This window comes from Acidovorax sp. AC410 (assembly GCF_979253235.1).
Genome location: NZ_CEEDCG010000001.1, coordinates 5,962,501 through 5,986,101 on the forward strand (window position 1 = coordinate 5,962,501; position 23,601 = coordinate 5,986,101).

Annotated in this window: 21 protein-coding genes (1 of these 21 only partly in view); 9 read left to right on the top strand and 12 right to left on the bottom strand. The window is 68.0% G+C overall.

Annotated features, from left to right (window positions below):
- Positions 1-1,087, bottom strand: the 5' portion of a protein-coding gene (locus tag AC0IZS_RS27675) for a sigma-54-dependent transcriptional regulator (RefSeq protein WP_471638613.1). Its footprint begins 272 nt before the window's first position; the window shows 1,087 of its 1,359 coding nt (coding positions 1-1,087); its start codon is at positions 1,085-1,087; its stop codon lies off the left edge, out of view.
- Positions 1,084-2,940: a sensor histidine kinase gene (locus tag AC0IZS_RS27680; RefSeq protein ID WP_471638614.1), complete on the bottom strand. Its 1,857-nt coding sequence runs from the start codon at positions 2,938-2,940 to the stop codon at positions 1,084-1,086. Before AC0IZS_RS27680 ends, AC0IZS_RS27675 begins: the two co-directional genes overlap by 4 nt.
- Before the next feature lie 349 nt (positions 2,941-3,289).
- Here AC0IZS_RS27680 and AC0IZS_RS27685 point away from each other — a divergent pair, with 349 nt between their 5' ends.
- Positions 3,290-4,279 carry a tripartite tricarboxylate transporter substrate binding protein BugE gene (locus AC0IZS_RS27685; protein WP_471638615.1) on the top strand — a complete coding sequence of 330 codons (990 nt, stop codon included), beginning with the start codon at positions 3,290-3,292 and terminating at the stop codon, positions 4,277-4,279.
- Between the two features lie 97 nt (positions 4,280-4,376).
- On the opposite strand, the gene AC0IZS_RS27690 is transcribed toward AC0IZS_RS27685, so the two are convergent.
- From AC0IZS_RS27690 to AC0IZS_RS27700, 3 genes are read right to left on the bottom strand one after another with little or no spacing between them, the layout of a single operon-like run.
- Positions 4,377-4,706: a DUF3325 domain-containing protein gene (locus tag AC0IZS_RS27690; protein WP_471638616.1), complete on the bottom strand. Its 330-nt coding sequence runs from the start codon at positions 4,704-4,706 to the stop codon at positions 4,377-4,379.
- Complete coding sequence (locus AC0IZS_RS27695; protein WP_471638617.1) at positions 4,699-6,369, bottom strand: PepSY-associated TM helix domain-containing protein; 1,671 nt, start codon at positions 6,367-6,369, stop codon at positions 4,699-4,701. Before AC0IZS_RS27695 ends, AC0IZS_RS27690 begins: the two co-directional genes overlap by 8 nt.
- A 55-nt stretch (positions 6,370-6,424) precedes the next feature.
- Positions 6,425-6,721, bottom strand: coding sequence for an iron uptake protein (locus AC0IZS_RS27700; RefSeq protein ID WP_471638618.1), 297 nt, complete (start codon positions 6,719-6,721; stop codon positions 6,425-6,427).
- Positions 6,722-7,063: 342 nt separating this feature from the next.
- Between AC0IZS_RS27700 and AC0IZS_RS27705 the strand changes: the two genes are divergently transcribed.
- The 4 genes from AC0IZS_RS27705 (at position 7,064) to AC0IZS_RS27720 (ending at position 9,965) form a co-directional block, all read left to right on the top strand.
- Positions 7,064-8,440 (top strand): sensor domain-containing protein, encoded by a 1,377-nt coding sequence (locus AC0IZS_RS27705; RefSeq protein WP_471638619.1) that lies wholly within the window; start codon positions 7,064-7,066, stop codon positions 8,438-8,440.
- A 129-nt stretch (positions 8,441-8,569) separates the two neighbouring features.
- The gene (locus tag AC0IZS_RS27710) at positions 8,570-8,860 is read left to right on the top strand and encodes a hypothetical protein (RefSeq protein ID WP_471638620.1); all 291 of its coding nucleotides are present in this window, start codon (positions 8,570-8,572) and stop codon (positions 8,858-8,860) included.
- Between the two features lie 7 nt (positions 8,861-8,867).
- Entirely contained in the window at positions 8,868-9,395 is a 528-nt protein-coding gene (locus tag AC0IZS_RS27715) for a GrpB family protein (protein ID WP_471638621.1), read from the top strand.
- Between the two features lie 99 nt (positions 9,396-9,494).
- On the top strand, positions 9,495-9,965 hold the full coding sequence (locus AC0IZS_RS27720; protein ID WP_471639583.1) for a CopD family protein: 471 nt from the start codon (positions 9,495-9,497) through the stop codon (positions 9,963-9,965).
- 4 nt (positions 9,966-9,969) lie between these two features.
- On the opposite strand, the gene AC0IZS_RS27725 is transcribed toward AC0IZS_RS27720, so the two are convergent.
- On the bottom strand, positions 9,970-11,244 hold the full coding sequence (locus AC0IZS_RS27725; RefSeq protein ID WP_471638622.1) for an arsenic transporter: 1,275 nt from the start codon (positions 11,242-11,244) through the stop codon (positions 9,970-9,972).
- 196 nt (positions 11,245-11,440) lie between these two features.
- On the opposite strand from AC0IZS_RS27725, the gene AC0IZS_RS27730 reads away from it, so the two are divergent.
- Together AC0IZS_RS27730 and AC0IZS_RS27735 are read left to right on the top strand one after the other, a co-directional pair.
- Complete coding sequence (locus AC0IZS_RS27730) at positions 11,441-13,303, top strand: ABC transporter ATP-binding protein (protein ID WP_471638623.1); 1,863 nt, start codon at positions 11,441-11,443, stop codon at positions 13,301-13,303.
- A gap of 109 nt (positions 13,304-13,412) precedes the next feature.
- Entirely contained in the window at positions 13,413-13,739 is a 327-nt protein-coding gene (locus AC0IZS_RS27735) for an EthD family reductase (RefSeq protein WP_471638624.1), read from the top strand.
- 2 nt (positions 13,740-13,741) lie between these two features.
- Here the strand turns inward: AC0IZS_RS27735 and AC0IZS_RS27740 are convergent, their stop codons facing one another.
- Together AC0IZS_RS27740 and AC0IZS_RS27745 are read right to left on the bottom strand one after the other, a co-directional pair.
- Positions 13,742-15,034 carry a c-type cytochrome gene (locus tag AC0IZS_RS27740; protein WP_471638625.1) on the bottom strand — a complete coding sequence of 431 codons (1,293 nt, stop codon included), beginning with the start codon at positions 15,032-15,034 and terminating at the stop codon, positions 13,742-13,744.
- 10 nt (positions 15,035-15,044) lie between these two features.
- A complete protein-coding gene (locus AC0IZS_RS27745) occupies positions 15,045-15,806 on the bottom strand; it encodes a c-type cytochrome (RefSeq protein ID WP_471638626.1) in 762 nt (253 codons plus the stop codon).
- 118 nt (positions 15,807-15,924) lie between these two features.
- Between AC0IZS_RS27745 and AC0IZS_RS27750 the strand changes: the two genes are divergently transcribed.
- Both AC0IZS_RS27750 and AC0IZS_RS27755 read left to right on the top strand, forming a co-directional pair.
- On the top strand, positions 15,925-17,358 hold the full coding sequence (locus AC0IZS_RS27750; protein WP_471638627.1) for an aminotransferase-like domain-containing protein: 1,434 nt from the start codon (positions 15,925-15,927) through the stop codon (positions 17,356-17,358).
- Positions 17,359-17,597: 239 nt separating this feature from the next.
- Positions 17,598-17,948: a hypothetical protein gene (locus AC0IZS_RS27755; protein ID WP_322592122.1), complete on the top strand. Its 351-nt coding sequence runs from the start codon at positions 17,598-17,600 to the stop codon at positions 17,946-17,948.
- Between the two features lie 39 nt (positions 17,949-17,987).
- On the opposite strand, the gene AC0IZS_RS27760 is transcribed toward AC0IZS_RS27755, so the two are convergent.
- Genes AC0IZS_RS27760 through AC0IZS_RS27775 form a run of 4 tightly spaced genes read right to left on the bottom strand, consistent with a single transcriptional unit; the run spans position 17,988 to position 23,584 of the window.
- Complete coding sequence (locus AC0IZS_RS27760; RefSeq protein WP_471638628.1) at positions 17,988-18,764, bottom strand: prepilin-type N-terminal cleavage/methylation domain-containing protein; 777 nt, start codon at positions 18,762-18,764, stop codon at positions 17,988-17,990.
- The gene (locus tag AC0IZS_RS27765) at positions 18,754-20,115 is read right to left on the bottom strand and encodes a type II secretion system protein (protein WP_471638629.1); all 1,362 of its coding nucleotides are present in this window, start codon (positions 20,113-20,115) and stop codon (positions 18,754-18,756) included. The genes AC0IZS_RS27760 and AC0IZS_RS27765 overlap by 11 nt, the downstream gene beginning before the upstream one ends.
- On the bottom strand, positions 20,112-21,332 hold the full coding sequence (locus AC0IZS_RS27770; protein WP_471638630.1) for a type II secretion system protein: 1,221 nt from the start codon (positions 21,330-21,332) through the stop codon (positions 20,112-20,114). Before AC0IZS_RS27770 ends, AC0IZS_RS27765 begins: the two co-directional genes overlap by 4 nt.
- Entirely contained in the window at positions 21,329-23,584 is a 2,256-nt protein-coding gene (locus AC0IZS_RS27775) for a pilus assembly FimT family protein (protein ID WP_471638631.1), read from the bottom strand. The genes AC0IZS_RS27770 and AC0IZS_RS27775 overlap by 4 nt, the downstream gene beginning before the upstream one ends.
- Positions 23,585-23,601: the final 17 nt, after the last annotated feature.

The following is a 23,601-nucleotide window of genomic DNA, read 5'->3' on the forward strand; positions in this document are numbered from 1 at the left end:
TGCCGGGCCAGTCGTGGGCCAGCCAGGCGGCCAGGTCGCGGTCGGTCCATGCGGGTGCGGGCCGGCCATGGCGCGCCGCGGCCTGGGCGATGAAATGGGCCATGAGGACGGGGATGTCCTGCGGGCGCTCGCGCAGCGGCGGTATGGCGATGCTGGCGACATGCAGGCGGTAGTAAAGGTCGGCGCGGAACTGGCCCTGGGTGGCCAGTGCCTTCAAGTCCACCTTGGACGCGGCCACCACGCGGCAGGTGATGGGCACACTCAGGTTGCTGCCCAGGCGCTCGAGCTCGCGCTCCTGCAGCACGCGCAACAGGCGCATTTGCAGGGCCTGGGGCATGGACTCGATCTCGTCGAGCAGCAGGGTGCCCTGGTTGGCATGCTCGATCTTGCCGATGCGCCGGCGCGTGGCGCCGGTGAAGGCGCCGGGCTCGTGGCCAAAAAGCTCGCTCTCGATGATGCTCTCGGGCAGTGCGCCGCAGTTGATGGCCACGAACGGCCCGCTGCGCCCACTGGCCGCATGCAGCGCGCGGGCCACCACCTCCTTGCCGGCGCCGGTCTCGCCGTGCAGCAGCACGTCCACGCTGAGCGGCGCGAGGGCGGCCACCAGGCGGCGCACCTCGCCCATGCCGGGTGACGGGCCGACCAGCGCGGCCAGGGCATCGCGCGGGCTGCGCTCGCGCAGCCCGCGCAGTTCCTCGGCCAGGGCGCGGCGCTCCAGCGCTCGCCGCACGGTGGCCACCAGGTGCTCGGACGAAAACGGCTTTTCGATGAAATCGTAGGCGCCGTCGCGCATGGCGTCCACGGCCAGGGCCACATCGCCATGGCCGGTGACCAGCACCACGGGCAGGTCGGCGTCCTGCGCGCGCAGGGTGCGCAGCAGGTCCATGCCGCTCATGCCGGGCATCTGGATGTCGGTGACGACCACGGCGGGCCGGTCCTGGCCCAGGGCATCGAGCGCGGCCTGGGCGTTGGCGAAAGCACGCACCCCAATGTCGGCCAGCGACAGCGCCTGGGCATAGGCGCGGCGCACCATGGCGTCGTCTTCGACGAGATAGACGGTCGGGCTGCCGTCCGCAGATGGGTTCATGGAATATCCTGTGTCGCTGAAACAGCCGCCGTACTCGGCACACCTTGCACACCAGGCAGGCCCACGGTGAACTCGGCACCACCGTGCACCAGGTTGGCCGCCACCAGCGTGCCCCCCATGCCTTCCACGATGATGCGCGAAACGGCCAGCCCCAGGCCCAGCCCTTCGCCGGCCTTGGTGGTGTAGAAGGGCTCGAACAGGTGCGTCTGCACCTCGGGGTCCATGCCGCGGCCGGTATCGGCCACGCGCAGCAGCACACGCCCATCGGCCTGCGCCTGCACGGCAAAGCGCACCTCGCGCACCGCCTGGTGCTGCACGGCGTCGAGCCCGTTGCGCAGCAGGTTCACCAGCACCTGCTCCAGCCGCGTGGCATCGGCCAGCACGCACAGTGCGCCGTCGAAGTCGCCGACCACGATCCGCGCATCCACCGCCTGGCAGCGCGGCGCCAGCAGCAGCAGGGCGTGGTCCAGCGCCTCGCGCACGCTGCAGGGGTTGAGGGCCGGCGGCTCCTTGCGCACAAAGCTCTTGAGCTGGCGCACGATGCGGCCCATGCGCCCGGCCAGCTGGCTGATGAGGCGCAGGTTCTCGGCCACCTCCTCCCCGCGCTGGCGCTGGTGCAGAGCCAACGCGTTGTCCGACAGGGTCTGCAGGGCGGCCAGGGGCTGGTTCAGTTCATGGCTCATGCCGGCGGCCATCTGGCCCAGCACGGCGAGCTTGCCGGCCTGCACCGCCGTGTCGCGGGTGCCGCGCACGATCTGCTCGGCCTGCTGCAGGTCGCGCACGCGGTCTTCCAGCGCGGCATTGGCGGCCGTGATCTCGCGCGTGCGCTGGGCGATCTGCACCTCCAGCATGCCGTGTGCCTCGCGCAGGCGCTCGGCGCTGGCGGCACGCTCGGCCCGGCTCTGCCGGTCGAGCCGGCGCAGCAGCACCAGGCCCAGCACCAGGGCGGCGCACAGGCCGCCCGCCAGGCCTGCGACCAGGGCCTCCTGCCGCGCCGGGCGCTGGTCGGCCAGCAGCAGCATCTGCCAGCCCAGCGGGCCCACGCTGCGCGCTGCCACGCTGAAGTCGCGCTGCTGGCCCGCCTGCTGCAGGCGCAGGGTGTCGCCATCGGCAGGCAAGGCTGCCTCGGCGTGCAAGGGGGTCAGCGGGTGGTTGCCATACTGCTGCACACCCTGCAGGCGGCTGCGCACCTCGGCCGGCAGCGGGGCCAGCGTGCGGTAGCGCCAGGCCGGCTCGGTGCTCACGAAGACCACGCCCTCCCTGTCCGCCAGCAGCACGGTGTCGCCGCCATCGGCCAGCGCCGCCTCAAAGGCATCGAGCGAGATCTTGACCGCCACCACCCCAGGTGCCAGCGCCTCGGGCGGCAGCGCAGAGGCCATGAAATAGCCCGCGCGGCCGGTCGTCACGCCCACGCCGAAGAAGCGGCCGATCTGCCCCTGCATGGCGGCCTCGAAATACGGGCGAAAGCGGTAGTTCTGGCCGACGAAGCTGCTCGGCAGGTTCCAGTTGCTGGCTGCGAGCGTCAGGCCCTCGGTGTTCATCACATAGGCCGTGTCCACACCGGCCAGCGCCACGGCCGATGCCAGGTAGGCGTTGGCAGCCTGCAGGTTCTGCGCGTCGGGCCGCTGCAGGGCCAGGTTGGTGCGGCTGTGCAGCGCCAACAGCGCCGGCAGCGCCTCGTTGCGCTGCAGCAGCGACTCCAGGCTTTGCGCCGCAAACGCCAGCCGCTGGGTGGCGCCGCGCTGCTGGCCGGCCAGTTGCACGTCGAGCGACCAGCGGTAGGCCAGCGCGCCCGCGAACACGCAGGCCAGCAGCGCCAGGCCGGAAGTCAACAGCGAACGGGTGGGTTTCAAACGGAGCGGCAACAGAAGGTCAACGGCACTGCCATTGCGCGGCAGCCTTGCCTGCATTGTGCGGCGCTCCCCACCCCCTGCAGGCAAGGCGATACCCGGTTGACAAGGGGCGCCGTCTGGAAATCCGCACAAACCGGCGGTTTCCGTGTGGAAATCCGCCGGTTTTTACGGACCAGCGCATGGATTTCCATGCCGGCCCCCGTGGGCCAAACCCAATGGCGGCGCGGCTTGGCAGCCTGCCAGGTGCCACACGGCAGCGCCTGGCACGCAAGCTGCAAAAAGCCCAGGGCGGGCATTGCGGCCAACGCAGCCCTGCCTTTTCGCACCACAACCCGTCTGGAGACAACACATGACATCGACACAACCTTCTTCCAAGCTCTGCAGCGCTGTGGCCATTGCCGCTGGCCTGCTCGTCGGCGCGGCCCCCGCACTGGCCCAGGACTATCCGAACAAGCCCGTGCGGCTGATCGTGCCCTTTGCCCCCGGCGGCACCACCGACATCGTGGCCCGCGTGGTCAGCCAGTCTCTGGGCACGGCCCTGGGCCAGCCCGTGGTGGTGGACAACAAGGCCGGTGCCGGCGGCGTGGTGGGCGCAACCGAGATCGCGCGCTCCCCGGCCGACGGCTACACCCTGGGCGTGGCCACGGTGTCCACCGTGGCCTCGGCCCCGGCCATCAACCCGGCGGCCAAGTACAACCCGCTCACGGACTTCACCTCCATCGTCAACATGGCCGCCACGCCCAATGTGCTGGCCGTGCACCCCAGCTTTGCGGGCAAGGACTTCAAGGGCTTCATGGCCGAGGTGAAAGCGCACCCGGGCAAGTATTCGTTCGCCAGCTCGGGCACGGGCGGTATCGGCCACCTGCAGATGGAGCTGTTCAAGTCGCTCACGGGCCTGGACCTGGAGCACATCGGCTACAAGGGCGCAGGCCCGGCGCTCAACGACGCGGTATCGGGCCAGGTGCCGATGATTTTCGACAACCTTCCCTCCGCCCTGCCCTTCATCAAGGACAAGCGCCTGATCGCCATTGCCGTGGCCGCCCCGCAGCGCCTGGCCTCGCTGCCCGATGTGCCGACCTTCAAGGAAGTGGGCTTCGAGCCTGTGAACCGCATGGCCTTCTACGGCATCCACGGCCCCAAGGGCCTGCCGCCAGCCGTGGTGGAACGCATCTCCCAGGCCGTGAAGAAGACGCTGGAAGACCCGGCGGTGAAAAAGCGCATCGAGGACACCGGCTCGCTGGTGGTGGGCAATACCCCGCAGGAATTCACGGCACAGACCAAGGCCGAGTTCGAGCTGTACAAGGGCGTGGTCGCCAAGCAAAAGCTCAAGCTGGAGTGATCGAACGGCCGGCAGGGTAGCCCATGGCCCTGCCTGGTCGCCAGCCTTTTGGGGTGAACCCACCCGCGCCGTCCAGGCGCAGGGTGGGTTTGTCATTTCAGCGGGGCGTGGTCACCGGCACCCAGGCCACCAGGGGCGCCAGCAGGCGCGGCTTCCAGGACAGGGTGAAGGCAATGGTCAGCGCCGAGCCGGCCAGCACCATGAACCACACCAGAGAAGCCATGGAGCCGTGGTCCACGGACAGGCACACGGCCAGCGAGGCGGCCACCACGGCGGCGCCCAGCCAGCGCAGCAGCACCACCGTGCCACGGGCTGGCGGCACGGGGCCGCGCACCTGCTCCCAGTGCACATCCATCGACAGCGCCAGCCAGGCCAGACCGGTCACATTGGCCAGCAGGGCCACGACATAGAGCAGCGAATCAGGCATTGGCGACCTCCGGCGACGAGCCTCCCGCGGCCGGAGCCATGGCGCCCACCTCGCGGCGCCGCAGCCTGCGCGCCGCAACCACCGCCAGCACCGCGGCGGCCAGCAGCGCCAGGTCCACCCCGGCCACGGGCCAGTAGCCCTTGCCGATGGTGCGCAGCAGGTGATCGCCCGTGGTCACCCAGTTGAGCAGCACGGCCGCCACGGCCAGTGCGGCGGCCGCCCAGCACTGCTCGGCCCAGGCCGGGGACATGCGGCCCTGGCCCATGGGTGCCGTGCGCCAGAGGGCGTGCGCGCAGGCCAGCACCCAGGCGCCCCAGAAGAGGTATTGCTCCACGCTGCCGCGCGCGGGCAGGTCGGTGGGCAGCAGGCGGTTGCCGATCAGCATCGAGAAGGTGGCGATCAGCATGCCGGTGACGGTGGTGACGGCGAATGCGTCCACCCAGCGCGCACCGCTCACGCCCTGCCTGGCGTGCTGGCGTTTGCGCTTTTCCACAAAGAAGATGAAACCCGTGGCGATGCACACGCAGCCCGACAGGCCGCCCAGCACATACAACCAGCGCAGCAGCCAGTGGCGAAAGTGCTGCAGGTGCAGGCCGGTGAGGAAGTTGTTGATGCCGGCCACCACGGTGACGGGCGGGTCCTCGCGGATCAGCTCGCCGGTCGATCCCTTGAAGTGGATGCCCTCGCCCGTGAGCGTCACCCGGTCGGTACCGGCGCGGTAGACGCTGACATAGGCATTGGCATCGCCCACATGCTGCACAGAGAGAAAGCCCACGTCGCCGGCCATGCCCTTGGCCGCCCAGCGGCGCTGGGCCTCGGCCACCATGGCGTCGACCGATGCCAGCGTGGCGGGCACGCCAGCCTTCTCGTGCGGCAGGCCGGTCTCCGCAGCTTCGTGCTTTTCATGCAGCTCGTGCAGGGGTTCGAGCTGGGTGTGCGTGACGGGGAAGTAGATGCCGCCAAAGATCACCAGCCCCGACAGCGCAAAGATGAAGTGGAACGGCAGCGCCACCACGCCCGTGAGGTTGTGCAGATCGAGCGCGCTGCGCTGGGTGTGCTTCTTCGGGCGGAAGGTGAACAGCTCGCGGAAGATCTTGCGGTGCATGACCACGCCGCTGACCAGTGCCACCATCATCACCAGGGCGGCAAAGCCCACGATCCAGTAGCCCAGGTTCTTCCATTCCAGGTGCAGGCTGTAGTGCAGCGGGTAGAAGAACTGGCTGCCGATCTTGAGGTGGTCGTCGGGCAGCGCCGCGCCCGTGCGCGGGTCGATCGTGCGGGTGCCGAAGACGCTGTCGTCCTTGTTCTTGGCATTGGGCAGTTCATGGCCCGAGAAGATGCCCAGCACCGGGTCGCGGTGGGTGGTGTAGGCGCCCCAGCGCTGCACCGGAAAAGTCTCGGCCATGGGCCCGTTGACACGGCTGCGCGCCTGCTCGATGGCCTCGGGCGTGGGCTTCATGTCCTTGAAGACCGGTAGCAGGATCTTGTCGAACGAGGGCATGGGCTGCGGCGCAAAGCGCGTGCCGGGAATGGCCCAGCGGTCGATCTCGCGGTCGAACACCGAGAGCGAGCCGAAGAAGAACACCACCATCAGCACGAAGCCCAGCACCAGGCCGAACCAGGTGTGCAGCCAGGCCATGGTCAGCCGGAAATTTTGGAACATCGAAAAATCTCCTGGTGCGCGATCCCTCTCTTCGGAACCGCACCGCAAAAAAGGATCAGAGCAGGGCTTTCTGGACCAGGGACGCAGCCCCCGCCATCAGGGCGCCGCCACCGGCCAGCACCAGCCAGACCCGCAGCAGGCTGGCAGCGCAAAAGGCCCACAGAAAAGCCACCAGCAGCACGATGAAGCCCAGGATGTAGCCCAGCGCCTCGGCATCGTGGAACGGCATGCCCACCGCAAACAGCAGACCGATGCCCAGCGCGATGAAACCCCAGGTGAACGCATAGCTGCCCAGCGTTCCCGCGGCGATGCGCGAGACGAGGTGCAGACGGGAAGCGGTGCTGGTGGCCATGGGGTCCTGGGGCAGAAATGAATGAATGCGAGTGATTCGTGATTATGCCCTTCGTCCCTGCGGGTAAGCCCTTGCAGGCGTGGGGATGTACAGGGCCCTGGGAGGGCTGCGCTCAGCGGTTCAAGTCCCTGCACACGTGTCAGCCTTTGCGCCGCAGAAGTCACTTTCGCGACATCGATCGATCAACCCCGAAATGGCGCCTGAAGCAGCCATGCATATAGGTAGTTTGCTATCAATAACAAAGCAACCACTTCACAATTCGTCACAAATAGCCCGACAGCGCTGCACAATGGGCTCCAAGGTGCTTCTTTGCACGCACTGCCCCGATGGCTGCCCTGCCCCATGCAAAGCATTTCCTCCCTGAACGTGGTCGATCTTTTGCTCGACGCGGTCTGCATCGTGGACCCCGAGAGCCGCATTCTTTTCGTGAGCCCGGCCTTCGAGCGCATCTTTGGCTACCCCCCCGACGAAGCCATCGGCCTGCGCATGCTGGACCTGGTACACCCCGAAGACCGCAGCGCCACAGAGCGCCAGGCAACGGCCATCATGGCCGGGGAATTGCAGCTGCACTTCGAGAACCGCTATGTGCGCAAGGACGGCCGCATTGCGCACATCCGCTGGACGGCGCGCTGGATCGAGGAGCGGCAGGTGCGCCTGGCCGTGGCCCACGACATCACCGAGCGCAAGAACATCGAGGTGATGCACGCGGCCATCTATGCCATCTCGGAGGCGGCCCACACGGCCAAGGACCTGATCGCGCTGTTTGAACACATCCACCAGGTCATCGGTCAGTTGCTGGCGGCCGTGAACTTCTCGGTGGTGCTGTACGACGCAGCCCAGAACGTGCTGAGCTACCCCTACCACGTCAACGAGCGCCACCCCGCCCCCGGCACCCTGGCGCTGGCGGACGATGCCCTGTGCGCCGAGGTCATCCGCAGCGGCCAGTCGCTGCTGCTCACGCCTGCGACCCGTGCCGCCCTGCCCACGCACCTGAAGCCGGCCGACGGCGAGGGTGCGCCGCTGTACTGGCTGGGCGCTCCGCTGCACACGCACAACGGCGCCATCGGCGCCCTGGTGCTGCAGGGCTACACCGAGCATGCGCCCTACACCGAGAAGGACAAGGAGCTGCTGCAGTTCGTCTCCACCCAGGTAGCGGCCGCCATCGAGCGCAAGCAGATGCACGAGCGCCTGGCGCACATGGCGCAGTACGACCAGCTCACGCACCTGCCCAACCGCCAGTTGTTCCTGGACCGGCTCAAGACCGCCCTGGCCCGCGCGCGGCGCGACCAGAGCCTGCTGTCGCTGATGTTCATCGACCTGGACCGCTTCAAGGAAGTCAACGACACCCTGGGCCACGCCATGGGCGACCTGCTGCTGCAGCGCGTGGCGCAGCGCCTGCTCGAATGCGTGCGCGGCTCGGACACGGTGGCACGCATCGGCGGCGACGAGTTCGTGGTGCTGCTCGAAGGGGGCCATGCGCGCGAGCACGCCCATGCCATGGCCGAGAAGGTCCTGGCCGCCTTTGGCCCCCCTTTCGACCTGGAAGGCCGCCCTGTGCATACGCAGCCCAGCATCGGCGTGGCCATCTACCCCGACCATGGCCGCGAGGAGCACCACCTGCTGGTGCATGCGGACGAAGCCATGTATGTCTCCAAGAAAAACGGCGGCAACCAGGTCCATACCGCACCGCCTCCGCAGTCGCCCCCAGCCATCGCCTGATACGGATTTGCCTTCAACCGTATAACGTCGTTAGTTCGCCTTGCCGTGCTACAGCACTGTCTGCGGCTCCCGCCTAGATCTACGATCGAATGCAAATCCGTACGATACGAATGGGCCAGAATGCGGGGCATGCAGCCCCAGCCCCGACCACCCGGCCACGATGGCGCGCCCCGGCAGCCTCGCCACGGGCTGCTATGGCGTGGGCTGATCACCCTGGCCTGGGTGCTGCCCGCAGGGCCGGTACTCACGCTGCTGCTGTTTCCCTGGTGGTCGTGGGTGGAGGCGGCGACCGGCTGGGAATCCATGGGCCATTCGGGACCCGCAGGCTGGTGCTATGTGGCAGTATGGTGCGCACTGCTGGCCCTGGCCCTGCTGGTGCCCAGGGTGGCCCGCCGGCTCCTGCGCGGCCAACGCCTTTGACTGCCCCATGAACACCCCTGCAGCATCAAGCACAGACGACGCACCGGTCGAGGTGGTGGATTACAGCCCTGCCTGGCCCGCCCTGTTCGACGCCGAGCGCAGCCTTTTGGAAACAGCGCTGGCGCCCTGGCTGGCCGGGCCGGTGGAGCACATCGGCAGCACCGCAGTGCCCGGTCTGCCTGCCAAGCCCATCATCGACATCATGGCGCCCGTGCACTCGCTGGCAGGGTCGACCGCAGCGATCGCCGCGGCCAGCGCGCTCAACTACCTGTACTACCCCTACAAGCCGGAGCAACTGCACTGGTTCTGCAAACCCAGCCCCGCGCACCGCACCCACCACCTGCACCTGGTGCCGCTTCACAGCGCCCTGTGGCAGCAGCGCCTGGCGTTTCGCGATGCGCTGCGCGGCAGTACCGATCTGACCGCACGCTATGCCACGCTCAAGCGCCAGCTGGCGCTGCAGTACCGGCATGACCGCGAGGGCTACACCGAGGCCAAGGGGCCATTCATCGCACAGGTACTGGCGAGGATGTAATCCCCTTGGCATGCACGGCCTCCGGGCAGGCCGGCGCCCGTGCCCGCACAATCGGGCCACTACAACCATTACCAGGGCCCCACGCCCTGCCCGCCAGCCATGCTCTACGCCGCGCTCAAGTTCGTCCACGTCCTGTCCCTCATCGTCTGGATCGGCGGCATGGTCTTCGCCCACTTCTTCCTGCGCCCGGCCACCCTCGCACTGGAACCCTCGCTGCGCGTGAAGCTGATGCACGACGTGCTGCAGCGCTTTTTCGCCGCCGTGTCGGTGGCCGTGGTGCTGGTGCTGGGTTCGGGCCTGTGGATGATCGGCAACGTCGCACGCATGGCCGCGCAGACGGGCGGGCGCTTTGCCATGCCGCTGTCGTGGACCATCATGGCCACCATCGGCCTGGTGATGATGGCGATCTATGGCCACATCCGCTTTGCGCTGTTCAAGCGGCTCAAGGTCGCTGTGGCGGCTGCGGACTGGCCAGCGGGCGGCAAGGCGCTAGCGTCCATCCGCACCCTGGTGGGGGTGAACCTGGCGCTGGGCGTGATCACGGTGGCCGTGGTGTTCCTGCTGACCTGACCGATCAAGGCACCAGCAGGTGCATCGAGTGCGCCGCTTGCAGTACCAGCAACGCTGACAGCAAAGCGGGCGGCATCACCACCAGCCCGAGCTTGAGGAACTGCCAGGCCCCCACGTGCAGGCCCTCGCGCCGCAGCGCGGCCAGCCACAGGATGGTGGCCAGCGAGCCCGTGACCGAGAGGTTCGGTCCCAGGTCGATGCCGATCAGCGCCGCCGCGCGCACGGTGCTTGACGCGGAAGCCGCGTCGAGCGAGGCCCCCGCCAGCAGGCCCGCAGGCAGGTTGTTGACCAGGTTGGTCGCCACGCCCAACAAGGCGCCCAGCACCGTACCCGCCCCTTGCGGCCAGGCAGCGGCGGCGTTGCGCAATGCCCCCGCCATCAGGCCCACCACGCCGGTGAGTTCCAGCGCCTGCACGAAGACGAACAGGCCGGCCACCAGCGGCAGCACGTCCCACGAGACGGAGCGCAGCGCCTGCCAGGGCGCGCGCCCGCAGGCAAAGCCCAGCAGCGCCAGCGTGCCCAGAGCGGCGCCCAGCGTGGGCCAGCCCAGCGGGATGCGCAGCCAGGCGCAGACCACCAGCACCAGCACCGAGACCGCCAGACCCCCTGCCGCCACCCGACCGCCCAGGCCCAAGGGGTGCTCGGGCACTGTGGTGGCGATGGTCTCGGGGATGGTGCTGCGCAGCACCCAGCGCAGTGCCACGTAGGTCACGGCGATGGAGGCCAGCGAAGGCAGCGCAAACAGCGCCAGCCAGTGTGCGAGCGAGGGCATGCCGCTGCCCCAGACCACCAGGTTGGCGGGGTTGGAGATGGGCAGCACGAAGCTCGCGGCGTTGGCGATGAAGGCGCAGATGAACAGGTAGGGCAAGGGCGAGGCCCCCACGGCGCGCGCCACGGCGAACACGGCCGGGGTCAGCACCACGGCGGTGGCGTCGTTGGACAGGAACACCGTGACCAAGGTACCCACCGCATACACCCACACGAAGAGGCGCCGGCCCGAGCCCTTGGCCTGCCGCGCCGCCAGGGTGGCCAGCCAGTCGAAAACGCCCTCGCGCCGGGCCAGCTCCGACAACAGCATCATGCCGGCCAGGAACAGGTAGACGTCGTGCCCGCGCAGCACGCCCGCCCAGGCCTGCGCGGGCGTGAGCAGGCCACAGGCCAGCAGCAGCGCTGCGCCGGCCACGGCCCACACCGCCTCGGGCAGGCGCCAGGGCCGAACGATGACCGCTGCGGTGGCCACGCCGATGATGGCCCAGGTCCAGGGCGCGAGCGCCGTCATGCGGCCAGGCCCCCCAGGGGCTTGGGAATATCGGTGGACGCAGCGTACATGGGACGGGTGTGCATGGGGGCGGATTCTATGCAGTGCCCGCCCACCGCGCCCCGTACCAATGCCCCTGCCGGTGCGCCGGGTCACAAGGCCCCTTACCATGTGGTCAAAAGAACGTGCCTGCGGCACGCGCCAAGGAGCCCTCCCATTGTTCGGATTTTTTGAGAAACGTGTAGCCCCCTACCCTGTCGAAGAACCCCACCTGCCGCCCAAGGATTTCATGGCCTTCGTGTGGGATGGCACCCGTGGCCTGCGCGGCCACGTGGTGGCCATGGCCGCGCTGTCGGCGGCGATCGCGGTCTACGAGGCCCTGCTGTTCGCCGTGCTCGGCCATGTGGTGGACTGGCTCTCCAGCGTCTCGCCCGCCGCCCTGTGGGCCGAGCGCCGCGCCGAGCTCATCGGCATCACCGTGCTGCTGCTCGGCTCGGTGGCCCTGGTGGCGCTGCAGACCAGCATCAAGCACCAGGTGCTGGCGATCAACTTCCCGCTGCGCCTGCGCTGGAATTTTCACCGGCTGATGCTGGGCCAGAGCATGGCCTTCTATGCCGACGAGTTCGCGGGCCGCATCACCACCAAGATCATGCAGACCGCGTTGGCGGTGCGCGACATGATCTTCACCACCACCGACGTGGTGGTGGGCATGGGTGTGTACCTGGTGACCATCCTGGCGCTGCTGGCGGGGTTCGACGCCCGGCTGTTGATGCCCTTCGTACTCTGGATGGTGGCCTATGGCCTGGCCTGCTGGTACTTCGTGCCGCGCCTGGGCAAGGTGGGCAAGGCGCAGGCCGATGCGCGCTCGGCCATGACGGGGCGCATCACCGACGCCTACACCAACATCGCCACGGTGAAGCTGTTCTCGCACACGCGCCGCGAGTCGGAGTTCGCGCGCGCCGCGATGGATGCTTTCAAGCTCACCGGCTATGCGCAGATGCGCCTGGTGAGCCAGTTCGAGATCGTCAACCACATTCTGGTGGTGGGCATGATCCTTGGGGCCTGCGGCACCGCGCTGTGGCTGTGGTCGCTGGGCCAGGTAGGCGCCGGCGCCGTGGCCGCCGTGACGGCGATGACCTTGCGCGTCTCGGGCCACGCCCACTGGGTGATGTGGGAGATGACCACGCTGTTCGAGAGCGTGGGCACCATCCAGGACGGCATCAACACCTTGACGCGCCCGCGCGCCGTAGTGGACGCGCCCGATGCCAAGCCGCTGCAGGTGACGCAGGGCGAAGTGAAGTTCGAGGATGCGACCTTTGCCTATGGCAACAATGGCCGCCCGGTGATCGACCACCTGAACCTGACCATCCGCCCCGGCGAGAAGATCGGGCTGATCGGCCGCTCCGGCGCCGGCAAGTCCACGCTGGTGAACCTGCTGCTGCGCTTTCACGACGTGCGCTCGGGCCGCGTGCTGATCGACGGGCAGGACATCGCCCATGTCACGCAGGACAGCCTTCGCCGCTCCATCGGCATGGTGACGCAGGACACCTCCCTGCTGCACCGCTCCATGCGCGACAACATCCTCTACGGCCGCCCCGATGCGAACGAGGAGGACCTCAAAGCCGCCGCCCAGCGCGCCGAGGCCTCTGAATTCATCGCCACGCTGAGCGACCTGCAGGGCCGCACCGGCTATGAGGCGCATGTGGGCGAACGCGGCGTGAAGCTCTCGGGCGGGCAGCGCCAGCGCGTGGCGATTGCGCGCGTGATGCTCAAGGACGCGCCCATCCTGCTGCTCGACGAGGCCACCAGCGCCCTCGATTCCGAGGTGGAGGCGGCGATCCAGCAGAGCCTGGACGGGCTGATGCAGGGCAAGACGGTGATCGCGATTGCCCACCGCCTGTCCACCATCGCCGCCATGGACCGGCTGATCGTGCTGGACGCCGGGCGCATCATCGAAGAGGGCACGCATGCGCAGCTGCTGGCGCAGGGCGGCGTGTATGCCCGGCTGTGGGGCCACCAGAGCGGCGGTTTCCTCGGCGAGACCGACGAAGAGGAATCCAGCGCACTGATGCCTGGGTGACAGGCGCGGGCATGCGTGTCGCGCAGGCGGCTGCTCACCGCCAAGGTGCCCCCTAACGTGCACGGCACGGCGGCCACTCCGGCAGCCCATTCTTTGTGGAGATCCCTGCATGATCAAGATCACGGCCCTGTACCGCTGGCACGAAGGCGCCCGCTTCGACCACGACTACTACCACGGCGAACACATGCGCATTGCGCGCGAGGCGCTCGGCCCGCTGGGCCTGGTGCGGCTGGAAAGCGACCGCGTGATGGTCCCCGGCCCGCCACGCCCTGGCCAAGTGGTGGCGCTGACCAATGCCTTCTTCGAGACCGTGGAGCAGGCCCAGGCTGCGGCGCAGAAGACCGCACCCGTGCTCACGGCCGATGTACCCAACTACACCGACATCAAGCCCGAGTCGTACATGGCGAAAATGAACGCGCACCCCTTGGGCGCCTGAGCCTACATGCCGCGCCGTTCCTTGGCGCGGTAGACCTCGATGGTGCCCACCGCCGCGGCCTGGTTGCCCCAGCTGTTGCGCACGAAGGTGGCGACGGCGGCCACGTCCTCATCCGTCAGCACATGGCGAAACGGCGGCATGCCGTGCGGGCGCGGGTTGCCGGCCGTGGCTGGCAGGTAGCCGCCCTGCAGCACCACGCGCACCAGGTTGGTGGTGTCGGCCAGCACCACGGCGCGGTTGCCGGCCAGCGCGGGGAAGGCGCCGGGCCCGCCCTGCCCCTGGCCCTGGTCGCCATGGCATTGCGCACACTGCTGCTCGTAGACCTTGGCGCCGCGCGCCATGGCCGATGCGGCGGGTGGCGCAGCGGGCGGTGGCGACACGGTGTGCTGCGGCAGGTCCTGCAGATACACCGCCATGGCGCGCGCATCGGCATCGGTCAGGTACTGGGTGCTGCGGAACACCACCTCGGCCATGGGGCCCATCACCGAGCCGTGGGGTGCCACGCCGGTCTTGAGCAGGGCCACCACGTCCTGTACCGGCCATTCCTTCACGCCGGCCTCGGCTGCGGCATTGAGCGCGGGGGCGTACCAGTTCTGCACCGGGATCAGGCCGCCATTGAAGGCCATGGCGTCGCTGGTGGCGCCCAGCGCATTGCGCGGCGTGTGGCAGGCCGTGCAGTGGCCCAGGCCGTTGACCAGGTAGGCGCCGCGGTTGTACTCGGCCGTCTGCATGGGTGCGGCCACCGCCGTGCCGGGCGCAAAGAACAGCGCCCGCCAGACGGCCAGCGCCGCCTGCGTACTGTACGGAAAGCGCAGCGCATGCGGCCGGTTGGCCTCGCCCACGGCGGGCTGGCTCTGCAGGTAGGCGTAGATGGCGTCCGAATCCTCGCGCGTGACCTGGGTGTAGTTGGGGTACGGGAACGCCGGGTACAGCAGCCGCCCATTGCGCGAGCGGCCGTGGTGCATGGCGCGCCAGAACTCGGCGGACGACCACTGGCCAATGCCGCTGGCCTTGTCGGGCGTGAGGTTGGAGCTGTGTACCACGCCAAACGGTGTCTCGATGCCGCGCCCGCCCGCGAACGGCGCGCCGCCCTGCGTGGTGTGGCAGGCCATGCAGTTGCCTACGCGCGCCAGGTATTCGCCGCGCGCTACCTGTTCGGGGGTGGAGACAAAGGCATCCGGGGTGGAAGGCAGCGGCTCTTCACCGCGCAGGTTCAGGGTGATCACGGCGGCTGCGGCAATGCCCAGCGCAGCCAGGGTGAAGGAAATGGAGCGCAGGAGGGTGCGTGTTCTCATGGCATCCTCCTCAGCCTGCGGCCACGGGCACGCCGTCCACCCCGCCGCAGCGCATGGGCATGGGCTGGGCCAGGCGGGCCGCCGGCTTGCCGCCGCCGGGCACGGGCTGGGCGGCCAGCCAGGCGGATACGGCGCTCACGTCCTCGGGCGTGAGCTGGCGCGCAATGTCGGCCATGCAGTCGGGCGCATGGGCGCGGCGCTGGCCGGTCTTCCAGGCACCGAGCTGGCTGTTGAGGTAGTCGCGCGGCAGGCCCAAGAGGCCGGGGATGAAGGGGCTCACCCCCGTCATGGCCTGGCCATGGCACTGCACGCAGGCCGGAATGCCGCGCGCCGCATCGCCCTGCTGCACCAGCAGGCGGCCCTTTTCCAGCGCAGTGGGTGGCGCCTGGGGTGCGGGCGGTGGGGCATAGGGCACGTCGAGCGCAGCGAAGTGGGCTGCCATCTCGCGCAGGTAGTCGTCGGTCAGGTGCTCGATGAGGCTGGTCATCTGCGGGTAGCTGCGCCGCCCCTCGCGGAAGTTGAGGAGCTGGTTGGCCAGGTAGCCGGCCGGCTTGCCCGCGATGCGCGGAAAGTAGCCCTCCTGTGTGGCGCGGCCTTCCTTGCCGTGGCAGGTGACGCAGGCCAGCACGCGCGGCGCCATGCCGCTGGCCACGGGAGTGGCGGCCACAGGGACTGCGGGAGTCGCCGGTTGCGCCACCGCACCGCCCAGGCTGGCGGCCATCCACAGCGGGACAACAAGAGGACGCAGCAGGCTGCGCAAACGATCGATCATGGGGAGGCTGCTTCTTTTGGGATTGCAAAGGACTTTACGCCGGACCTCAAAAACAGTACAGATTCAGTTTCAGATTAAAAATACGGATCAGTTTGTACTAGATCAAAATCGTCTTTGTATGAAACGTTACGAGCGCCACGCCGATGCCATCGCCCAGCTCATCCACAGCGGTGCGCTGCGCCCGGGTGAGCGCGTGCCTTCGGTGCGCGAATCCAGCCGCACCCGGGGCATCAGCCCGTCCACGGTGTTCGAGGCGTACTACCTGCTGGAGGCCCAGGGCCTGATCCATGCGCGCCCGCGTTCGGGCTACTACGTCAGTACGCACCTGCCGGCCACCGCCGGACAGCAGCCCCCGGCCGAGCCCCTGCCCTCGCAGCCAGCGGCCGGGTCCACTGGCGTTGCCATCAGCGACCTGGTGTTCGAGGTGCTGGGTTCGGCGCGCGACCGCGATCTGGTGCCGCTGGGCTCGGCCTTTCCGGGGCTGGAGCTGTTCCCCTTCGAGCGGTTGGCGCGCTGCCTGTCGGGCGGCATGCGCAAGCTTGACCCTTGGAGCATCGTGCAGAGCCTGCCGCCCGGCGACGAGCGCCTGCGCCAGCAGATCGCGCTGCGCTACGGCCTGCACGGCACGGCGGTAGACACGGGCGAGCTCATCGTCACCAACGGCGCCATGGAGGCGCTCAATCTGTGCCTGGAGGCCGTGACTCGGCCGGGCGACATCGTGGTGGTCGAATCGCCCACCTTCTACGCCGCGCTGCAGGCGCTGGAGCGGCTGAACCTGAAAGCCGTGGAGGTGGCGACCCACCCACGCGAGGGCATCGACCTGACCGCGCTGGCCGAGGCCCTGGCGCGCCACCCGGTCAAGGCCTGCTGGCTGATGCCGAGCTTTCAAAACCCGCTGGGCAGCCTGATGCCCGAGGAGAAAAAGCGCGCCCTGGTGGCCCTGCTGGCGCGCCACCAGGTGCCGCTGATCGAGGACGACGTGTATGGCGAGTTGCACTTTGCCCCCGAGCGCCCGCCCCCGGCCAAGGCCTTCGATACCGAGGGGCTGGTGATGCACTGCAGCTCGTTCAGCAAATGCCTGGCGCCCGGCTACCGCGTGGGCTGGGTGGCCGCGGGCCGCTTTGCCACCGCGGTGCAGCGCCTGAAACTCATGACCACGCTGGCGGCGGCCGTGCCATCGCAGCAGGCGCTGTCCGAGTACCTGGCCCAGGGCGGGTATGACCGGCACCTGCGCCAGCTGCGGCGCAGCCTGGCCCGGCAGCAGGAGCGCGCACTGGCGGTGATCGCCCGGCATTTCCCGGCCGGCACGCGGGTGTCGCGGCCCGAGGGCGGGTACTTTCTGTGGGTGGAGCTGCCGCCGTCGGTCAACGCCCTCACCCTGCACCGCCAGGCCCTGGCCCAGGGCATCAGCCTGGCGCCGGGCCAGATCTTCTCGGCCGACCAGCGCTTTGCGCACTGCGTGCGCATCAACTACGGCCATCCGGCGCAGGAGCGGTTCGAGGAGGCACTGGCCACCGTGGGGCGGCTGGCGGGGCAACTGGCGCAAAACTGAGTGTCCATGCCGCCTTTTTGGTGCGATGCGGCACGTCCAAGCCCCATCCGGCAGCAAACTTGCACGACGAGTCCTTGCATTTTGCTGACAAACCCCATCGCGGCGTTGGATACACCCAACTCCGGGTTCGCCCCTCTTCTGGCATGGCTATTGCACGGCATACTGACCGCCGCCCGGCTTGCGGGCTGCGCGCTGCGCAGGCCCCACCCGGGCCTTCCGTGCATCCAACACCGCCCACCATGCCACCACCCCAGCGTGTCCCGATCCTGACCGTGGAAGACGAAGACGACTGGATCGTCTCGTTTGCGTTCGGCCCCCAGGGCACCGACCGCCTGACGCTCAAGCGCACCCCCCGGCTGGAGTTCATGCTGCGCCCCGAGCAGCGCGGCGTGTTCGTCGGCGCCGGCATGGGCACCCGCCCTGCCCCACTGGTCGCCGTGCAATGGGGCAGCAAGAGCGTGGACGTGGTCTCCACCGAGCGCCGCTACAGCCTGGACATCAGCAAGGTGGACGGCAACCTGCTGGCCGCTGCGCTGCAGGTGCTGGGGAAGATGAACTTTGACCAGAGGTTTCAGCTGGCGGGGGTGTGAGGCACCCGCCCCGGGGTCTTCATGTCACCCCTGGGCTGTTCAGCGCGTCATCTTGAAAAGCGCTTCCACAACGGCCACCTGGGACTCATCCAGGGTGGTCACGGCCACAGTGCCAAAAGCCATGCGATCATCAATCGGCCAGATCTGGCCAGGGTTGTTGGCAGTGACATCCGCTGCTAGCGCAGTCGCGCGCAAACTCCCGAACCGTGCGTCGCTGCGCCCGTCGATCTGCTGGTCCAGCGCACCGGCCAGTGAATAGGTGACGTTGCGGATCACCATCACATTGCGTGGCAGTGCCACATACGCACCCACGGCCGCCCCAGGCTCCGACCATGGCACGCTCTGGAAGCAGACCTGCACCTCCTGCGGGTTGCCGTTGCTGTCCAGGTAGACATAGCGGTCTTGCTGGCCTTCAGTACGCCCGGTGGGTATGCGGATGCCTGCCGCCAGGAAGGCGTTCATCATGGGGGCACCGCACAACGCAAGTCCGACGTTGGCACCGCTCCCATTGACCCGTCCAGAAGGAGCAAGAGGGTCATCGCCAGGCGGCCGCCCCACCCCATTGAAATACGCCTCATAAGCCAACTGCCAGCCCTGGATGAAGTCGGTAGACAGGCGCTGGTTGGCGGCCGAGCGCTGCAGGTCGCGCCCTACAGCCACGGCGCCGATCAACAGGCCGACAACGACCAGAACGACGCTCAGCTCCAGCAGCGAAAAGCCGCGCTGGCGGCGCCGGGCCTTGTCGCGGGAAGGTTGGTGAATGCAGGAGGAAGTCATGGTGCGTAACTCGGTGGTCAAGGGGTCATCAATGGCCAATGGCGTCGGCCTTCAGCGCATTCAGGTTGACGTCGATGGACAGGTCGGTGATCGCCGTGGTGTGTGCTGCAAAATCGCTGAACACCTTCTCGGCCTCCGCCAGGGACAAGGCGGCATCGACCTGGGCGGCGATCGCGGCGACATCGCTGGCCACGGCCAGGCCAATGCCCACGGCTGCCAGCGCGATCTGGAACGAGCGCGCTCCCACGCTCGCCGTGGTGTCGGCGACGGCAGACAACATCTCCTTGGCAGCGTCCAAGGTGCCCGCGGCGGCTGACAGAAGACCCGCAGCGGCCATAGCCACGTCGGCCCGGGCCAGCACGACCGCGATGTAGAGCTGGTCACGGTAATCGTACAAGGCGCGTTCGAGCACAAAGGCGCCCGTGGCCACGTTGAAGTGGGCATGCGACACCGCCGACAGCGAGGCACCGCAATGCAGCTCATCGAACAGCTCCGTAGGACTGGCTGCGATCACGATGTCATCGTAGAGGTTGGTCACGGCGTTGCCCGGCGCCTCGAAGGTCGGGTCCGCGTTGGTCGCGGTGTCATTCGCCCCGTCAAAAGCCTGACCGTTTCCGTTGGCATCCAACATGCCAGGGGCAGCAATCACGAAGGCTGCGGGGCGCCTCTGCGCGCCCACCTGGGTGGCCAGGAAACCGGCTGGCGCCACCACCGGCGTGCTGGCCGTGTTCAGTGCCAGGCAGATATCGATCAGATTGACCGCCCCCGCACCGTCCGCCCCCGCCAAAGGGCACGGTTGGGTGGGCGGACCTGCCGCGCCCGGAGGCACGTTCGACGCCCTGCAATCAGGGTTCAAAGGCCCCGTGGCTCCGTCCACGTAGGTCTTGCCAAGCAGGCTGGTCAGGCTGGTCGTGACCTCGGGTACCGGAGGCGCATTGGGGTTGGGCGCCTCGGTATGGTTTTGCGGCTTGGGGTTGGGGGTGCGCACACGCAGCGAGTTCATGCGGTCGCGCGGCGCGGCCAGATCACGGTCTGCCGGAGCATTCGCCGTGGCTGCACCCGACGGCTGGCGGTACACGCCATAGCGCAGCATGCCCGCCTCCGGCCGTGGAAGGCCCAGCGTACGCCAGGGCATAAAACCCACCTGGCCGCCACCCACGCAGTTCTCCACCCCCTGGAGGTTGTTGGCAGGGCACGGCAGGCGGTAGTTGGCATGCAGGAAGCCCACCAGCGCGTCACGCGACTGTTGCTGCACATCCATCTGCACGGAAGTCACCCGGTGCCGCTCGGACAGCTGCCAGAAGATGATGGCCGCCGGCAGGATCAGGCCCAGCGCCAGCAAGACCACCGAAAGCTCCACCAGGGTGAAACCCATCATGCGGTGTTTCATGGATTGAGCCCCTTCGCGTCCAGCAGCGTGGCGGAATTCAGCGCCTGGGTGAACGTGTCATACACATGTGCCAGATAGGCCCTTGAAGCCAGCTCCTTGGCGATGGAATCCTGTTCCGCCTGGATGGCTTCCGTCAGATCCGTAGCCGCCAGCCCGACCTCCACCGCAGCAGACGCGGCATTGGCAATGGACAGTGCGACACCGGCGATGGTGAGCGCTTCGGTATTGGCCGCCGACGCGACCGCCAGTGCCGCGCTGCCCGCGGCCAGTGCCACATTCATGGCGGCCAGGATGACACCGGTCTCGGCGCTTTCCTTGGCCGCCTTGGCCTGGGCGATGTCAAACACCCGCAGTGCCCAGTACCGCTGCACCACGCGGGCATTGTCGTACGCCGTGTAGGCCCCCTGCGCGGCGGCCTGCATGGCGCTCAGGCGGGCTACGCACCCGATGCGCGCAGACAGGTCGCTGGGCCCGACGCCCACGGCCAGGTCGTCGAAGGTATTGGTCTGGGCCCGCCCCGGGAAGTCGAAGGTCACCCCGGTGTTGTTGCCCTCGAAGACACCGTTCATGCCCGGATGCGCAATGATGAAAGCCAGCGTGATGGAGGTAGCGTCCACCGGGTTCGTGGCCCTCAGTACCCCAGCGGGTGGTGCTGCATCGGCCGCATAGCGGCGCAGCACACGGCACCAGTCGAGGCCATTGGTCGCCCCGTTTTGCAGGACCGCTGCGGGAATGGCGCCCGAGGTACCTCGCAGCCGGCCAAGCGCAGCATCCATCTCCGTGTTCTGCGGTACGGCCAGAATACCTTGCGTGTAGTCGAAGCCCAGCGTGGGCGAGACCGTGTTGGCAGGCGCGACGGCCAGGTTGTACGCACCGGCTTGATTGACACCATAGCGGAGCTGGCTGAACCGGCTGCTCAAACCCAGGTCACGCCACGGTAGCAGAACCGCAGCGGCATTGCCGCAGGCCTCGGCGCCGCCGGTGGTGGCTGCCGCACAGGGCAGCCGGCCCCGGGCCAGCACGAAGCCTTCCACCGCAGCCTGGGCCTCGGCCAGCTGGCCCATGATGGCGGGCCGCTGCAGGGGTTCGCGCGTGGAGGCCACCCAGCGCCATGCGATGACGCCCAGAAGACCGACGATGGCCAGGGACACGGCCAGTTCGACCAGCGAAAAACCCGCCTGGCGCAGGCGCCCGGGGCGTTGCATGCTCGCGGTCATCGCGTGCCTCCCTTGCGATCCACCTGCTCAAGGATGGCTGCGGCCTGCTCGGGCGTCATGGGCTCCACCGAGGGCCCGGTGATGTTGCAGGGCGCGTTGCCCGTGCCTGTCGGTAATTTTGCGACCATGTTGTTGGCATCCGCCAATCGCTGCAAGACAGCGTCGCGCTTGCGCTTGAGCACGTCCAGCTCCTTCTGGAGCTTCACCGGCTTGAGCATCTTGGCATCCGTGCTGGGGCTGACCGTAGCCCCCGCGCCGAACAGGTCCGTCATGGCGTTGTTGAACGCGGTGGAAATATTGTTGCCAGCAGGATCCCCCACCAGACACCCTGTCGTACACCGCGAGCCAACCACGGCATTGCTGGCATCGAGAAGGTTGTACCGTGCCGCGCCATTGACCAGCGTCGCATAGGCAGCGGCATACTCCGTCTTTTCCGTGTTGAACGTCGTGTTGGCAGTGTTGCGAATGCCTGTCGCGGTGGTCAGCGCCGTCTGGGCCTTGAGTTGTTCGGCGAGGGCCTTGTCGCGCACGGCAGTCAGGTTGGTGGTGTTCTGGGCCAGCGCGAGTTCAGCGGCTTTTCCGGAGCGCTTGTCCCTCAGGTCTTTCAGGGCCTTCACGACCACCGGGTCCACGCTCGTCGGGTCAAGGGCTGCAATCTGCACATCCAGCGCCGAGATATCGGCGTTCAGTTGGGCAATGGTTGCTGCGTTGTTGGCCAGCGCGTTGTTGTACTTGGTGACTTCGGCATTCCAGTGGTTCGCCAGGAGGGCAGCCTGGTCCATATTGGACTGCGCCAGTTCATAGGCATACGAGGCATTGCCCCACTCTTCCGTGGCCGTGAACAATGCATTGATGTACCCGTCCAGCGTCGGAGTCCTTTGCCCTGCGTGGATCACGGTAAAGAGGGTGGCTTTGGCAATGTCCCTGTTGACTATGGCCGTAGCCAACTCGTTTTGCTTGGCCACGATTTCTGCATCGACAGTCGCCAGCGCGGCTTGCGCAGCAGCCACTTCCGCGATGGCACGGTCCCTGGCCTCTTTCTGGCGATCATAGAAAGCCTGGTCCATCACGGGGCACAACTGGGCCTGCGGCACCCCGCCGTCGGCAAGCCTCAGCGCCTGCCCGGCAATGCCTGCGGCGACCGCATTGGCAGCAACGGCCAGGCCGTTGGCAGCGATGACCCCGGCCGTCAACGCAGCTGACGCTGTGTGCATGCCGGCGGCCGCACACAGGTTGACGGCAAGGCCGAGCGAAGCGACGCACCCGACCCACTCCGCAGCCGCGTTGCCGGCATCGGATATGCCTTCGGCAATGGCCAGCGTGATCTCCAGCCCGGTCATGACGGCAGCCAGGGTGGAGAAGATCAGCGCGCGCGTGGCAGACTCGATGTTGTCGGCGCGCATTTCCCACACCGCTACGGACACATCATGCCCCAGGGCCACTGTGTTGATGGAGTCGATCAGCGGGTTGCAGTGAAAGGCGCTTTGCAGGCTGGCGTAGGAGCGCTCCAGCACCAGGTCGTTGTACGTGGCCAGCAGGGGCCGACGGCCCGGGTCTTCCATGAGATTGGCATCGGCACCCGCGTTGGCGCCATCGAACAGGTTGCCGTCGCCATTGGCATCGCCGTTGCCGGGATGGGCGATGGCGTAGGCGGTGGCACGCAGCGGCGACGCGTTGAGCCGGGCCATGGTGGCGGTCACGGTTGCCGTCGTCTTCAGTCCCACCTCCAGGCGCTGGCACAGGTCGGGCAGGGTCAGGATGTCGGCAGGGTACGCGCCCGCGCCTGTTTCACGCATGTTGAAGAAGGTCCAGGGCGCCGCATCGGGGTACTCCAGGGGCCTCCAGGAGTCAGTGAGCAGCGTCAGGTCGTAGTCGCCCCCCTGGCGCTGCACCATGTAGCGCAACTGGCCCACGTCGACGCCGGCATCGACACCCGCCAGGGCGAGGGTGACCGTTGGCAGCCAGCCGCTCTGATTGCCTGCCCCGCAATCCGCCACGCCATCGCGGTCGATGTCGGGGCATGGCAACCTCCCGGTCACCGTGGCATAGCTAACGATGGCCTTGTCGGCCTGCGACAGTGCCTGGCGCTCCTGGCGGGAGGTGTCCACAGCAGTGCGCTCACGCCATTGCATGTAGCCAACGGCCGACAGGCCCGCCATCACGGAGATCAGCAGCAGCACCTGCACCAGGCCGAAGCCACGCGAGCGCACGGGTGCTCGGCGTGGACGGTGGACTGTGGAATGGGTAGTCATGGAATCAATCAAGGCAA

Bases quoted from the DNA above. Each gene is read 5' to 3' on its own strand.
- AC0IZS_RS27685 (WP_471638615.1), top strand. From the start codon at position 3,290: ATGACATCGACACAACCTTCTTCCAAGCTCTGCAGCGCTGTGGCCATT.
- AC0IZS_RS27690 (WP_471638616.1), bottom strand. From the start codon at position 4,706: ATGCCTGATTCGCTGCTCTATGTCGTGGCCCTGCTGGCCAATGTGACC.
- AC0IZS_RS27695 (WP_471638617.1), bottom strand. From the start codon at position 6,369: ATGTTCCAAAATTTCCGGCTGACCATGGCCTGGCTGCACACCTGGTTC.
- AC0IZS_RS27700 (WP_471638618.1), bottom strand. From the start codon at position 6,721: ATGGCCACCAGCACCGCTTCCCGTCTGCACCTCGTCTCGCGCATCGCC.
- AC0IZS_RS27705 (WP_471638619.1), top strand. From the start codon at position 7,064: ATGCAAAGCATTTCCTCCCTGAACGTGGTCGATCTTTTGCTCGACGCG.
- AC0IZS_RS27710 (WP_471638620.1), top strand. From the start codon at position 8,570: ATGCAGCCCCAGCCCCGACCACCCGGCCACGATGGCGCGCCCCGGCAG.
- AC0IZS_RS27715 (WP_471638621.1), top strand. From the start codon at position 8,868: ATGAACACCCCTGCAGCATCAAGCACAGACGACGCACCGGTCGAGGTG.
- AC0IZS_RS27720 (WP_471639583.1), top strand. From the start codon at position 9,495: ATGCTCTACGCCGCGCTCAAGTTCGTCCACGTCCTGTCCCTCATCGTC.
- AC0IZS_RS27725 (WP_471638622.1), bottom strand. From the start codon at position 11,244: ATGACGGCGCTCGCGCCCTGGACCTGGGCCATCATCGGCGTGGCCACC.
- AC0IZS_RS27735 (WP_471638624.1), top strand. From the start codon at position 13,413: ATGATCAAGATCACGGCCCTGTACCGCTGGCACGAAGGCGCCCGCTTC.
- AC0IZS_RS27740 (WP_471638625.1), bottom strand. From the start codon at position 15,034: ATGAGAACACGCACCCTCCTGCGCTCCATTTCCTTCACCCTGGCTGCG.
- AC0IZS_RS27745 (WP_471638626.1), bottom strand. From the start codon at position 15,806: ATGATCGATCGTTTGCGCAGCCTGCTGCGTCCTCTTGTTGTCCCGCTG.
- AC0IZS_RS27750 (WP_471638627.1), top strand. From the start codon at position 15,925: ATGAAACGTTACGAGCGCCACGCCGATGCCATCGCCCAGCTCATCCAC.
- AC0IZS_RS27755 (WP_322592122.1), top strand. From the start codon at position 17,598: ATGCCACCACCCCAGCGTGTCCCGATCCTGACCGTGGAAGACGAAGAC.
- AC0IZS_RS27765 (WP_471638629.1), bottom strand. From the start codon at position 20,115: ATGAAACACCGCATGATGGGTTTCACCCTGGTGGAGCTTTCGGTGGTC.
- AC0IZS_RS27770 (WP_471638630.1), bottom strand. From the start codon at position 21,332: ATGACCGCGAGCATGCAACGCCCCGGGCGCCTGCGCCAGGCGGGTTTT.
- AC0IZS_RS27775 (WP_471638631.1), bottom strand. From the start codon at position 23,584: ATGACTACCCATTCCACAGTCCACCGTCCACGCCGAGCACCCGTGCGC.